Origin of the sequence: Paenibacillus anaericanus (assembly GCF_003994475.1) — a bacterium.
GTDB classification, from domain to species: domain Bacteria; phylum Bacillota; class Bacilli; order Paenibacillales; family Paenibacillaceae; genus Fontibacillus; species Fontibacillus anaericanus.
This window is the reverse complement of the sequence record NZ_RZNY01000036.1, coordinates 1-14011: the sequence shown is the minus strand read 5'-3', so window position 1 is coordinate 14011 and position 14011 is coordinate 1. Positions and strand designations below refer to the sequence as shown.

The 14011-nt window shown below is 41.9% G+C and carries 13 protein-coding genes; 4 read left to right on the top strand and 9 right to left on the bottom strand.

Annotated features, from left to right (window positions below; all coding sequences use genetic code 11):
* Positions 1-391: 391 nt before the first annotated feature.
* From EJP82_RS28555 to EJP82_RS24840, 8 genes are all read right to left on the bottom strand, one after another.
* On the bottom strand, positions 392-649 hold the full coding sequence (locus tag EJP82_RS28555) for an EamA family transporter (RefSeq protein WP_281278223.1): 258 nt from the start codon (positions 647-649) through the stop codon (positions 392-394).
* A 30-nt stretch (positions 650-679) separates the two neighbouring features.
* Positions 680-1489, bottom strand: coding sequence for a stalk domain-containing protein (locus EJP82_RS24870; protein ID WP_170220292.1), 810 nt, complete (start codon positions 1487-1489; stop codon positions 680-682).
* Positions 1490-1493: 4 nt separating this feature from the next.
* Positions 1494-1733 (bottom strand): stalk domain-containing protein, encoded by a 240-nt coding sequence (locus tag EJP82_RS24865; RefSeq protein WP_127194767.1) that lies wholly within the window; start codon positions 1731-1733, stop codon positions 1494-1496.
* Positions 1734-1819: 86 nt separating this feature from the next.
* Entirely contained in the window at positions 1820-2611 is a 792-nt protein-coding gene (locus tag EJP82_RS24860; RefSeq protein ID WP_127194766.1) for a sensor domain-containing protein, read from the bottom strand.
* 152 nt (positions 2612-2763) lie between these two features.
* Positions 2764-3618, bottom strand: a complete 855-nt coding sequence (locus EJP82_RS24855) for a copper amine oxidase N-terminal domain-containing protein (RefSeq protein ID WP_127194765.1) — start codon at positions 3616-3618, stop codon at positions 2764-2766.
* A gap of 103 nt (positions 3619-3721) precedes the next feature.
* Positions 3722-4627: a M15 family metallopeptidase gene (locus EJP82_RS28225; protein ID WP_211350284.1), complete on the bottom strand. Its 906-nt coding sequence runs from the start codon at positions 4625-4627 to the stop codon at positions 3722-3724.
* Positions 4628-4939: 312 nt separating this feature from the next.
* Complete coding sequence (locus EJP82_RS24845; RefSeq protein WP_127194764.1) at positions 4940-6256, bottom strand: BaiN/RdsA family NAD(P)/FAD-dependent oxidoreductase; 1317 nt, start codon at positions 6254-6256, stop codon at positions 4940-4942.
* A 33-nt stretch (positions 6257-6289) separates the two neighbouring features.
* A complete protein-coding gene (locus tag EJP82_RS24840; protein ID WP_127194763.1) occupies positions 6290-7594 on the bottom strand; it encodes an aminoacetone oxidase family FAD-binding enzyme in 1305 nt (434 codons plus the stop codon).
* 454 nt (positions 7595-8048) lie between these two features.
* Here EJP82_RS24840 and EJP82_RS24835 point away from each other — a divergent pair, with 454 nt between their 5' ends.
* A complete protein-coding gene (locus EJP82_RS24835) occupies positions 8049-9059 on the top strand; it encodes an AraC family transcriptional regulator (RefSeq protein ID WP_127194762.1) in 1011 nt (336 codons plus the stop codon).
* Positions 9060-9195: 136 nt separating this feature from the next.
* Positions 9196-9990, top strand: a complete 795-nt coding sequence (locus tag EJP82_RS24830) for an SDR family NAD(P)-dependent oxidoreductase (protein WP_127194761.1) — start codon at positions 9196-9198, stop codon at positions 9988-9990.
* 363 nt (positions 9991-10353) lie between these two features.
* Here EJP82_RS24830 and EJP82_RS24825 read toward each other — a convergent pair whose 3' ends face one another.
* Positions 10354-12609, bottom strand: coding sequence for a carbohydrate-binding domain-containing protein (locus tag EJP82_RS24825; protein WP_127194760.1), 2256 nt, complete (start codon positions 12607-12609; stop codon positions 10354-10356).
* 277 nt (positions 12610-12886) lie between these two features.
* On the opposite strand from EJP82_RS24825, the gene EJP82_RS24820 reads away from it, so the two are divergent.
* Together EJP82_RS24820 and EJP82_RS24815 are read left to right on the top strand one after the other, a co-directional pair.
* Positions 12887-13357, top strand: a complete 471-nt coding sequence (locus tag EJP82_RS24820) for a DinB family protein (RefSeq protein WP_170220291.1) — start codon at positions 12887-12889, stop codon at positions 13355-13357.
* 50 nt (positions 13358-13407) lie between these two features.
* On the top strand, positions 13408-13854 hold the full coding sequence (locus EJP82_RS24815) for a YdeI/OmpD-associated family protein (protein ID WP_127194758.1): 447 nt from the start codon (positions 13408-13410) through the stop codon (positions 13852-13854).
* Positions 13855-14011: the final 157 nt, after the last annotated feature.

Below are 14011 nucleotides of genomic sequence, written 5' to 3'. Positions count from 1 at the left end.
GCGGTTCAACCGCTTAAGTGCATTTTATGGAGAAGCTCGTATTTCGCAGGAAAGTAAAAGGTCTGAGTTCGGTACAGTACCGGACTCAGACCTTTTAGGTGCCTGATTATATTACCTGTTTAACTTTAAGGGGTCACTTCACTTGCGGATGTGGTTTTACATGGTGGAGGCGAGGGAAGTAGAACCCCTATCCGAATAAATCACTCCATATCTAGCGATATTACCATGAAGACTTACTAAAGAATCAGCCCATCTTTCGCTTAATTCCCATTCTCCTTTGATATGTAGATAGCATTACCCCAGCTAGAATGAACAGAGACCCTAGTATTTCTACACCTGTAATTGGTTTGGATAGTAATATTAATCCCATAACCATTGCCACAAAAGGCTCTTAATTAGATAATACCGATGCTTTTGATGCATCGACATGTCGAATATTGTTATTCCAAATAAGTGTAGCTACGCCATGTATAACTACGGCAGTTCCGATCAGCAGCGCCCAATCCGTAATATCCGAACTCATTCGGAGAGGTGTATCGAGCGCAAATGCAAATGGAATCGATACGATAGAGCCCACTAGATTCGAATATAAAGTTATCGTGAGCGGATCTATTCTTTGCGAGAGTACCCTCGTTATAATAATCATAATTGCGAATGTTAATATCCATGCCCCCCTGTATTACTCTTTAATTTCAAAAAACATAATGGCATTGTCATTCAGCGCCACTACCTCGGTTGCGGACAGCGGGAGCACTTCCGTCGAAGAAAAAATGCGGTGGTTGAATACCAGCTTGAATTTCAAACTTCCGTCAGCGGAATCCAGAGCATGCAGTGTACCGCCTTGGGTTGATATGTAGACAGTTCCGTATGGATCCAGATACACGGTGAAATCAAGGAAACTATATCCCATCTTTTCCTCAGAGACCGGTAAACGATAAGTCCACAGTGCTTTTCCGGTTTTCTGGTCTACTTTTTCTAAAGTTTTATTATCTTTGGTGACATGAAACGATTGTGTCGATTCCGATCCAGATTCCTTTAACCCCTTATTGATAATCGCATTGATCTTCGCCGGGATGTCCTTATGCTTGAACGGCCATTCATTCTGAATATTTCCATCACGGTCCATCACTTTGATCGTATCGAAATTTGAAAAAATCAGAGTATCCGTCAGTCCCTTATACCCTCTGTACCTTTGATATGGACTTTCATCTTGAAACGACCACTTCAATATCATATTTCCACTGTGCTCTAGAACAGCTGGGTTGCCGCGATCATTGAGCACCGGAAGCTCGGTAATGGCCGTCAATTGCGGTGTTTCGATCACCACGACATGGATGTCCGATTTCCAAAATACCGATGCCCCTAGGGATTCGCTGACAAAACGGATCGGTACATAGACGCTGTTGTTTACCATCATTGGAGGTCCGGACAAAAGAAGCGGTTGACTATTTTTATAAGCCGTCGTTTTGCCGAGCTGAAGCTCGATCATAATGTCACCTTTTTTTGCCGATGACCTTTCCTTCTTCGGGAACATAAGTCACTTCGGCGTGCAGCGACTCGAAGATTAAGCGCATCGGAACATAGATACTTCCGTTATTATTGATTGGCGCCAATTCTGTATTCAAATATTCGCCATCCAACATGATCCGATATTGATTGGAGTCAGCGTGTGCCGGCTGATGCAACGTTATAGTCATGAGTACAAGAAATAAAACTGCGATGATTCTCTTCATATCCGGCCCCCTAATTTTAGGAATTCTCCCAAATATTCTACATCATTGCATGTTTTCCTTCCTCTGATCATAAAAAAAGAGAGCTTCTAAAGCTCTCTGTAAGATGGCTGCATCATCCCTTGAGTGGACTGATCCTCTTGGTACTCATAATATTGCGACTGAACCGATGCATGTATTGGGGCTTCCACTGGCATTGACGGCTGCTGATATGGCTCATCCACATACATGATTCTGCGCTGAATTTGCATGAGCCCATTCACTACGCGAAGCGCGATCCAAAAAAGTACAAGTCCAACGCCTACGTACAACATATATTGCTGATTATAGGTCCAATCTATATGAAAATAACTAAACAAGGTATTTTCTAAAATATCAAGCTTCAACTCATTCATCAAAATGATATGCACGGCTGGAAGAGCAATAAATCCAAGTCCTAGTGAAATCACCGTTACCATAATAACAAAGAATACAATGCCAGTTACAAATCTTTGAAATATGAGCAGCAGATTTCGAATGAATAGCCCACCATCAAAACCTCTCACCATTCGCATCAACCAGTTTCGACCAGCTTCAGACTGTTGATTGTTTGTATACGAAACAGGAGATGTCGGTAAACCCAATATTTGTCTAATCATGTTTTGTTCAAAATTCACAATCCCATGAAGCAGCTTAGCTACTCCAAAAAACAACGGTATTCCGATAAATATTGGAGTTAAACCAATGGATAGTGCAATTCCCGTTATCGCTACTGTAAAATAGATAATCCCTAATGGGAGAGATAACAATAAATAGAGAATCGTAACATAGGTTTTTGGATTAAAAAGCACCCAACTCACCTTTCCTGTCGGCTCCTTTGCAGTCGTTTCTATTGCCTTCATATTCAAACACTCCTTTAGGTTCATAAGTCACGCTCCGAGTTATAAATCCATTATAACCGCCTTATTTACCTGACATAACCGTCTTAGGGGGTGTCTGGACACTAGACTTTAGACTAGTACTGGTCCTGTTCAAATGAACATTGAAGCAAAATTTATACAATTGTATTACTTATTACCGTCTGAAAACCGTTATTTACAGCGGTATCCATTAACTTATTGATAGACTTTAGTGCAGTATCACTAAACAAATACCACTCATCTTTAAGTGCGTCATGAACCAAAATCTCCGGGTATCCTGATAAAAGTTCAGATGGAAAAGAACCAATTAAAGAATATATATCAAAACGAACTAAGCTATCCCCTTTTTGATCTAGAAAATCATATTGTGCATTTTTATAGTATGATCCAAGTGTGTCAATGGTGGGAGTCCAAGAGTAGTTTGCTGGAGCTTCGACCTTTTCACCTTTGTTTTTCATAAAAATATTATATATTGCCTCGTTATATGCATTTCCGGAAAATTGCGAGATGATGCCCCCCATAGTCATATGAAATTCCTGTTGCAATGCTTGTACTTGTACACCATCTATGACCAATGGTTCGGTTTCGACAGTTACTACATCGTTGCTATAATTGACATTACAATCAAGCGCCTCCGTAACAAAACGAAGTGGAACAAACAGGCGATTATTCTTTAAGTACGGTTTCACATCAAGTTGTATCTTTTCACCGTTTTTCTCCGCTACAGCACTGTTTAGTTTTAATGTCACCTTCAGATCGCCTTTAGTAAGAATAACCTCGGAATTGGACCATTTGACGCTAGCTCCCAAATTCTCGCTAACCACACGTAAAGGAACCATTATACGATTGTTCTTACTCTCAGGCTTAACCTCGGATGTAATAGCAACACCATCAACTTTAAGTTGAATCCCTGCTCCTGCTGCATAAGTAGTTGACGACAATATTAATAGACAGAATGCAAGAAAAGTCCCTAATAATACTTTTTTCATAAGCTAGCTCCTTTTTTGAGTAAATTGAGCGAACATAAACTCACCTACATATTTAGACGTGACTGGATAAAATTTGTTGCCCATTTCTGCCCGTGGGCGCTAGCTACTCGACATCAAAATCAAAATACTCATTAGGATATGGCTCGTCCTTTAACGTATAATGCCACCATTCCTTACTATACGACTTAAAATTGTGCTTGGTCATAAGCTGCTTAAGAATCTGTCTGTTTGCAGCTTGTTCTTGAGTAATTTGTTTGGTATTAAAGTTAGAAATGACATCCAGCATATCGACCGGACTTCCCATATCTAGCTCTTCCCCTGTATCCGCATGAGCGAGTGTCACGTCCACGGTGCTTCCCCGGGAATGTCCAGACCGTTTGGACAAGTATCCTTTTTTAAACAAGGTGCTTTTCTCTTCACGGGGGTAAAAGCTTTCTTTCATCAATAAGTCTTCTTCATCAAGCGACCAACGGATGAAATGATTAACCGCTTTCTGAGGACGATATGCATCATAGAAAACTAAAATAAGTTCCTGTTGCTCCAGTTCATCACTAATCGCCTGCAGGGCTAGAGCCGCTTCTTCTGTAGCGATCGCAAATGGAGCCAGATAGCCGTCAATCGGCATACCCACAAAATTTATCTCACCACTATAACCCATAACCTGCTGCGCAGACGGAATATATTCATCCAAATAAACAAACCCTTGAGGCAGATGTCCTTTTTTCTCCAGTTCTTCTGTAATTAGCTGCTCAGAAGTGTGCTTATCGGGGAGATTTGAGTCTGTTGGCTCTGTTAGGTCTGTTAGGTCTGTTAGGTCTGTTAGGTCTGTTAGGTCTGTTAGGTCTGTTGCATCTGTTGCGTCTGTTGGCGTTGCTTGATCTATTGTCACTTCATTTGTCTGCAAGATCAAATCAGCCTTATCTACTGAATTTGTACTTGTAGCTGACGAACAAGCAGTTATTAATACGAAAATTAGAGCTACAAACATAAGAATGGTACCTTTTTTCACTTGTTGCCCCCCTCTGTCTAGCTGCTCAATGCTTTGGACGATAATCATACTCAGTACCACAACCTGATTGGAAAATAGACAGCTTAAGCTCGACATCAAAAATAAACTTCTACTATTATATCATTCAACTACTAGTGGCTGAATGTTTCTACTACTATTTAAGGTAAAATGATATGGTTACATCACAATCCCACCTAGAATGGTGGTGAACATAAGAAAAACACCCTCTCGGGTGTCTTTCTATATGCTCCATATGGAGGGCATGCAAGTGTTCCATCCCAACGTGACAAGAGTCAGCAACCATCTATCCCCTTACGTGGTGCCGGCACGTCGATTAGCAAGCGCCATCGCGGCCGCATAGCCGGAGCTCCAGGCCCATTGCAGGTTATAGCCGCCGCAATCTCCATCCACATCCATCACTTCACCTGCCAAATAGAGCCCAGGTACTAACTTAGATTCCAACGTTCCTTCGATTAGCTCAGTCGTATCGATACCGCCGGCTGTTGTTTGCGCATTCGTGAAGCTATTGGTATCGGTCACTTTAAACTCCCAACGCTTCATGATTCGATAAAATATTTTCTTGGTTTTCCACGATAGATCCTGACAAAGCAGGTGAAGCTGTTGATCAATTCCTGCCTCTTTCAGCAGGACAGGGATCAGCTTCTTGTTTATGATTCCGATAAGGGAATCCGCAACAGTCCTGTGTCCGAAGATCCCCCAGTGCGTTTCCAGAAACTCAACTATCTCGTCCTCCGTGCGGCCCGGCATCAATTCAACCGATAATGTCACAGATTCTCCTCTACCGAGATTATACGCAGCCTTCCTGCTTAGCTGGAGTATTGGCGGGCCAGAAATACCATAGTCCGTAAAAAGAATTTCGCCATATTCGCTGCGAATGATTTCACCATTTACGATAATATGAGCATGTCCCTCGAATTTGATGCCGGATAGTTCCTTCAAATACGGATAATCTAGCTTCAATTGCACAATACCCGGCACAGGATCGATCAGAGTGTGTCCTAGACGTTGGACAAGCGTATAACCGGATCCATCCGTTCCCGTTTTCGGAGCGGTAAGACCACCCGCACACAGAAAAAGGTATTCGCTGGTATATACGACTTGCTCATCGAGCTCCGTCTGGCATTTAACCGTGAAGCGCGGATGTTCCGTCGAAACGGTAATATCCAACACTTTATTCTTGAAATATATCGGAACATTCCGATCCTCCAGCGCAAGCCGAAAAACACCCGGAACTGAAGCTGCTTGCAACGACATTGGGTACATCCGACCATCCTCCAAGCTTATAAGAGGAAGCCCGAGCGAAGAGAAAAAATCGATAGTTTGGCGAATACCAAATTGCTGCAGCACATGTACTGGAAATCCATCTTGATTGCTGTGATACTTGTGCGATAAAGCAACCGCTTCATCCGTACCCGTCGCAGTGGATTCGTTCGTAATGTTGCAACGCCCATTGCCTGTCGTTAATATTTTCTTCCCAATCCGGTCATTGCTTTCAATAATTGCTGTATCAATACCTTGGTCCCTTGCAGTAACAGCAGCCATTATACCTGCAGCACCTGCACCGATAATTAATAGCTCGTGGTACTTAGAACTCTGATCCTCATACATGTTGATCGATGCATCCCTTTTCCTATGAATTCATTACATTTGCTTAGCAAGCGCCATCGCGGCCACATAACCGGAACTCCAAGCCCATTGTAAGTTATAGCCGCCGAAATCCCCGTCCACATCCATCACCTCACCAGCCAAATAAAGCCCTGGTACTAGCTTGGATTCCAGCGTTCCCTCGTTTAGCTCAGTCGTATCGATGCCACCGGCTGTTACTTGCGCGTTCTCGAAGCCTTTGGTATCGATCACTTTAAATTCCCAACGCTTTAATATTCGATAAAATATTATCTTGGTTTTCCTCGAAAGGTTCTGGCAAAGCAAGTCCGGCTGTTGATCAATGCCTGCCTCCTTCAGCAAGACAGGAACCAACTTTTTATTGAAGATGCCAAGTAGAGAATCAGCAACAGTCCGATGTCCGAAGGTCCCCCAGTGCATTTCCAAAAACTCAACTAACTCTTCCTCTGTGCGGCCCGGCATCAAATCAACCGATACGGTCACAGATTCTCCTCTTGCAAGATGATACGCAGCCTTCCTACTTAGCTGGAGAATTGGCGGGCCCGAAATGCCATAGTCCGTGAAGCCAATTTCACCATATTCACTGCGGATGGTTTTACCGTTTACAATGATATGAGCTTGTCCCTGAAATTTGATACTGGACAGTGCCTTCATATTGGGATACTGCAACTTCAATTGCACAATGGCCGGCAATGGCTCGATCATGGTGTGCCCCAGACGTTCAGCAAGCGTATAACCAGGATTATCTTTGTCCGCATTCGGACCGGTAAGGCCACCGGAACATAGAAAAAGGTATTCGCTGGTATAAACAACCTGCCCATCGAGCTCCGTTTGGCATTTTATCGTGAAGCGCGGATGCTTCGTCGAAACAGTAACATCCAACACTTTGTTGTTGAGGTATACCGGAACATTCCGATCCTCCAGCGCAAGTTCGAAAATCTCCAGCACCGCTGCAGCTTGTAGCGACATCGGATACATCAAGCCCTCCTTCAATCTTGTAAGCGGAAGCCCGAGAAGGGAGAAAAAATCAATAGTTTGACGGATGCCAAATTGCTGCAATACCGTCAATGGAAATTCGGCCTGATTACTGTGATACTTGCGCGATAAAGCGACCGCTTCATCCGTACCCGTCGCAGTGGATTCATTCGTAATGTTACAGCGACCATCACCTGTCATTAATATCTTCTTTCCAATCCGGTCGTTACTCTCCAGAATGGCAGTATCTATACCCAGATCCCGCGCAGTAACAGCGGCCATTAGTCCGGCAGCACCTGCGCCGATAATTAACAGCTTGTGATGCATAGAAGTCTGATTCTCATACATGGTTGGTCAATGCACCCTTTATCCAATATTCTAAAAGCACAGAAGCGCTTTATTAAATTATAGCATAAGTGTAAGCACCACTGAATTCCGGTTGGAATTCCTGATTTCGTCCCATTACATTAATAAACCTCTACCGCGCTACAATTTATAGAAACATTAACCGTTCCAAAATTAGCAATAATCCACAACCTCATTCGGTTGTGGATTTACTAATGGAGGAGAGCCGCATGCCAAATCCATAATGAATGATGATAACGAAAAATAAACACAGATGCAAATGTGAAACCTCCGGTAATGTATATCTTCAACGCGATACATAACGAATCGGCGGAGTAGACTTTTGAACAGACTAGAGAGTATGCTTTGTGTACATATGTTCGCATAAGGCTATTTCATTTTTCTTCATTTTTATATTCAACAGCACATCCGTGTAATCTGCAAAGGAGATCTATATATGAAGTTACATACCACGAAATGCATTAAATTCCCTTCTGGCTTTTGGTCCGGATTACAGCAATTAGGGGTTTCTCCAAGGGATGTAGCTCGGCAAGCCCGGCTGCCAATTACCGAAATTACTGAACCTAAAGTCACCGCTGCAGAGTACTTTGCGATCTGGCAGGCTTTTTCGGATCTCATAGGTGATATTGCCAAAGCAATCATTGGACTTGTAACTGTCTTTGAAACGACACAATACCCACCTGACATCTTAGCCACTTATCACGCTCGTGATTATAGAGATGCTCTTTACCGCATGGCTAGGTATAAACAAATGTGTCCTCCCGAAAGGTTGCTTATAACGGAGGAGGGTGAGGATTGCACCATCGAGTTGGAGTGGCAGCATACGGAGGAGTCCGGTCCAAAGGTATTGGTTGGGATCACGCTGGCGTATCTTCTGGAACTAGGGCGCCGGGGAACAGGCCAAGCTTTGAATGCACGAAGGGTCGAGTTTTCACATCCCATGGGTGATGTGCAGGCGCTGGAGGCTTATTTCGGTTGTCCTATCCAAATCGGTACCATCAGGAACCGGCTCACGTTGCGGCGCCGAGATTTGGACATTCCGTTTGCAACGTATAACGAGGAGCTGCTGGAAATTTTGACACCTGTCTTAGACCGGACGCTGAATGAAAAGCAAAGCACTTCTTCCATCACCGAGACAGTGAAATGGATCATCAAGCGGAGCCTTATGGGGGGGCATCTTGACATACATTCTGTCGCAAAGGAGCTTAATATGAGCGATCGAACGCTGCAGCGGCGGCTAACTGAAGAAGACACGAGCTTCAAACATCTGATAACGCAGGCTAGGCATGAACAGGCAAGGGAGTATTTAGTCAACCCATCACTGGACATTAAAGAAGTGGCTTGCCTAGTGGGATACGAGAACCTGAATTCGTTTTACCGCGCATTCCGCATATGGGAAGGAGATACGCCTTCTCATTGGCGTTCGGAGAATATAGGCAAAGTTTAAATGATTGGCGCGTGTTGCAAGAAGAATGGCGCCGTGAGCTAGTTACTGAGCAGCCCAGACAAGGTATTATAATCCCTATCGGGAACACAAAAATATTCTTGAGGTTCTATAAAACTTCATTTAGGGGAAATGTATCATGGATATGGGATTACACAATAAAACAGCTTTAGTTACAGGTTCAACGAAGGGTATCGGTAAAGCCATTGCTATTGAACTAGCCAAAGAAGGCGTGAATGTACTTATTAATGGAAGAAATAACGAAGAAGTAGAACAAACGGTAAACGAAATTCGTTCGAATTTTCCGGCTACTTCTCCTCAAAATGCCGCTGCAGATATTGTGGATATTAAACAGAGAGAAGCTTTGTTTGAAAAATATCCTCATGTGGACATTTTGATTAACAATACAGGCATATATGAAATTATGAGTTACGATGAAGTAACCGATGAAATATGGGATAAATACTTCCGTACGAATGTACTTGCTGCAAACGGATTATGTAAATTCTATCTGCCTAAAATGCTGGACAACAATTATGGACGCATGATTTTTATTGCAAGCGAAGAAGCTGTAATGCCTTCAGGTCAAATGCCGCAATATTGTATGACCAAATCGATGCTGCTTTCACTTTCAAAAAGCTTATCTAAATTAACCATAGGGACTGAAGTGACCGTCAATACGATAATGCCTGGACCAACACTTTCTGAAAATGTTCATCAGATCATTGAGGGAATCTACGCTGATAATAATTTAACGTTCCCCGAAAAAGAGAAAAAATTTATGGCCGCAAACTTGCCTCAGTCTGAGATTCAGCGTTTTATCAGACCGATCGAAATCGGAAGACTGGCAGCTTTTATATGTAGCCCTTACGCTTCAGCATTTAAGGGTTCTCCAATCCGTATGGACGGGGGAATGGTGCCGACGATTTATTAATAGATCACTGGCGATTCTGAGCAGGAAGAAGAAAAAATTATTAATACTGGTTATTTTAATGTTACAACGAGCAGCTAGACAAAACGATCTGCTGCTCGTTGTAAACTAAACGGAATTCTTATAGTCGAAAACAACTGATGAAATGAAAAAAGACACCCCTAAAGGTGTCTTCTACTTTACTCCATATGGAGCATCATTACCTAAATACGTACTCTCAAATTCCTTGTTGCTGGCTTCAAATTCATCAATCAAAGATTGTGCCACAGTGACAGATTATTGGAACCGTGTGTACTATACGAGGAAGGCGCATACGCCCATCAACGAACTGATAAATTATAAAATATGGGGATTTGAACCTCCCGATTATAGTAACTTACTTAATATAGTCGCAAGCTCTGCACGAGTCATTGTACCAGTAAGAGTATTTGGGAAGAGATCGTCTACCGAAATATCTAATCCGCTCAATTCTACATATCTCGATATAATAAGCTTCATCTGCTCAGCAGTCAGATTGTCATTTGGCATAAAGTTCCCATTTCCATCACCAATAACAATTCCATTTTCCACAGCCCAGCCAACATATCCACTATACCAGCTATTTATCACAACATCATTGAAAGAGCTAGTTTCAGTTTGCTCTATATCGAGAAGTCTACCCAGAGTTGTAATCGCAGTTGCACGTGTTACTGGTGAATTTGGTGAAAACTGAGTCGAGCTCGTTCCAATCATAATTCCCTTTTCATATAAAGCCTTAATGGCATTATAAGAAGCGTAGTTTGACTTCACATCCGTGAAAGGTAACACACCAATTGCAAATTGCAATTGTGATACCCCAGTGTATGTTTCGTTAGAGGACACTACCGCAATGGTAAGACGGTATTGCCCATCCTCCTTAGGCATAATTTTGGAATAATCACCTTTCAACTCAGATAAAAGATATGTTTCAGAATAGTTCTCTGAAGGCACATCTGTTACTGTTAGCTGAATATCACTGTCAGGAACATCTGCACTTGCTGTAACTCCCTCAAATACAATACTTTCACCAGAAGCTACACTTTGAATGCCAGCACCATTATTGACAGTAAAGGTAACTTTTGTTTTATCGTTATTGTCAGTTGCCTCGGAAATACCTGAAAAGCTATGAACAGAATCCGTTATTACGAATGCTGTAGAGCCTTCACCGCTTACTGTTGTGTCTTGTCCACCTGGATTAAAGCCACCTTCTGGCATTCCCTGCATACCATCAGGAATTTCTGGAGGTGTACCTTCTGGCATTTCGGGAGGTGTACCCTCTGGTTTTTCTGGACGCTCACCTGTCGGAGGAGTACCTTGTCCAGCTTGTCCGTTATCACCGTCAGGACGGTTGCCACCAAAGCCGCCACCCATCATGCCAAAAGAATTTCCTGTATATTGCTGCTGTACTCCATTAATATACAGTTGATATTCAGTATTGAGCTTAAGGTCGGCAGATGAAAATGTTAAGCTTTGAAAGTTCTTATCCGCAGTATGGCTTAGCAATTCATTTCCTGCCGAGTCTTTTAATGAAATTTTACTCCCCTTCGCTTGTGTTGTAGCAAAAGATAGCTCAATAAAGGACTGTTTAGATGCAGAAGAAGACGCATCATTACGTGTTCCTAGTGCAATCACTGTACCGCCATTAATGGTAATATCACTATCGGCATCAATACCACCGTCAGGACTACGGTCATTAGCCATAGTAACAATAGTTCCGCCGTTAATCGTTAAGTAGCCATTGGAGTCAATCCCATCACCTTCGGCTCCTAGACCTGCATTTACGTAAAGATATCCACTATTGATACTTGTAACTGAAATCCCATCTTCATTCGTATTGATACCATCATCCTGAGATTTAATATAAACCTTTCCACCATTGAGAGCCAAGTGCAGCTCAGAATCGAGCCCTTCGTTAGTAGCAGTAATGTGTAGCTCTCCCGTTCCTTTAGCTTCTCCAGAAATGTTCATAGACATTTTAGAATAGAAGGCTCCATCATATTTATGCAGTTTTTTCGTTGTGCCCTCTTTATAAATTCGTGCGACATAAGCGCCGTTTACAGTGTTGACAGAACCATCTGCTAATATAACCTGTGCGCCTGCATCAGTAAGATCAACAATTCCTTTTGTGTCCTCTGTATTGGAGTATGGCTCATACACATTGTAGAAAATAACTGCCGGAGCAACTGTATTCGTAATATCTACTCCGTCTAAAATAAGTGTCACGACCGCTGTAGGGTCAGAAGCCGCATCCTCACCAAGATCAATTGCAAGCTGTCCTTTCGATAACTTGCCCGATACACGATAAGTTCCAGGCTTCGTAATGGTCACAACTTTATGCTCGGCTGCTTCCTCCGCACTGTGCGCATCTGAATCTGTACCTTCTCCATAGCTACTGTCATGTCCGTCCTCATAATATACAACGCTAGCTCCTACATATACAGCCGCCGATGAACTCGTTGACGCCTCTTGTCCATCAACTGTTACTGCTGTATCAGAAAGTTTAATAACCGTTTCCTTCGTAGTTGTACTAGCAGAAGCAATCCCCACTACACTAGTCATGGTCAAGATTAAGACAAGCAAAAGAGACATTGTACGTTTCAGCATAGTATATCACTTCCTTCAATAGATTTAATATACGATTAGTATAGATTACTTTTCTTAAACAAAACTGATCTGAAACTTAAAGTTAGCTGAAAATAGCACTGAGCGCTCTGCTAGTTATATACTCCAAAATTCTATATCAATTTCATCAATAAATAATTCTCCGAATCTCCCATATTTCACAAACTTTCCAAAAATACAACCAATAAAAGGAAGGTTTTGGTTATTGAGAACAAGAATAAATGTAAGATTCTAAATTCCGAGAAGTGAGTTGATGGGCATGAGTGACAAGATGGTAACTGTCTTAAGAAGACAGTTTGAACCGACAGTAGAAATGTTGAAGAATCTTATCGAAGTATGTCCTGATGATTTTTGGTTTGATGCCAAGCACAAATACTGGAAGCAAATATTCCATGCTACAACCAGTATGAAATTTTGGTTTAGGCAGCAGAAAGATGAAGAATTCATAATACCTGACTTCGGTAAGGATGTAACAGAAGACCTAGATAAGGAGTGCTCTGACTACCCTACTAAAGAGGAAATGAAGAATTACGTAGAGGAAATATCGAGTGTGGCTCGTAAGTTTTTTGATGAACTAACTGACGACAAATTATTGGAACCATGTGTACTATACGAGGAAATAACTAGAACTGACGTAATCCTAATGCAGATAAGGCATGTTCAACATCATATAGGTTATTGCAACAACATATTGAATTCGAATCACCTAGAAGCAGCAAAGTGGCTTTGATAAGTTAATAATCGAATTTAGCTTCTTTATAATGAGGAGTGTTATTCAATATGGTTTATGAGTTTGATAGTGAGATAAAGATGCTGGAAGGTAAAATGAAATGGAAAGTAGTTTATTTCCCATATTCAGTAAGGGAGATATTCAATACTAATGGTAAAGTATCTATTCAAATCCTCGTTGACGGGCACGAGTTTGACCATACGTTGTTGCCGTCAAAGAATGGGCATTATTTTGTTTATAATGAGTTTATTCGAAGAGCAGTACAAAAAGAGCTCGGCGATACACTCCATGTAACACTTAAGAAATGTGAGGAAAATCGTATAATTACTGTTCCAGATTACATAACTAAAATCCTTGAAGAGCACCACATTTTGAATACATTCCTAAAGCAGCCTGACTACATTAAGCGAGAACAGATTAATCATATCGAACTTGCTAAAAAGGAAGAAACAAAGAATAACCGAATACTAGCTCTAATTAATAAACTTAAAGATTAAAGAACCCGCTTATTGATTACCTATTAACAGCAAGCTCCTGTAACCCGTCATAACAAGCCTCTTTATCCTCCTTGAACAGTCCAAAATTACCATGAAACAAAAAAAGACACCCTCTTGGGCAATGTCATTAAGTTAAAGCATAGGTCCAAAAATTAAG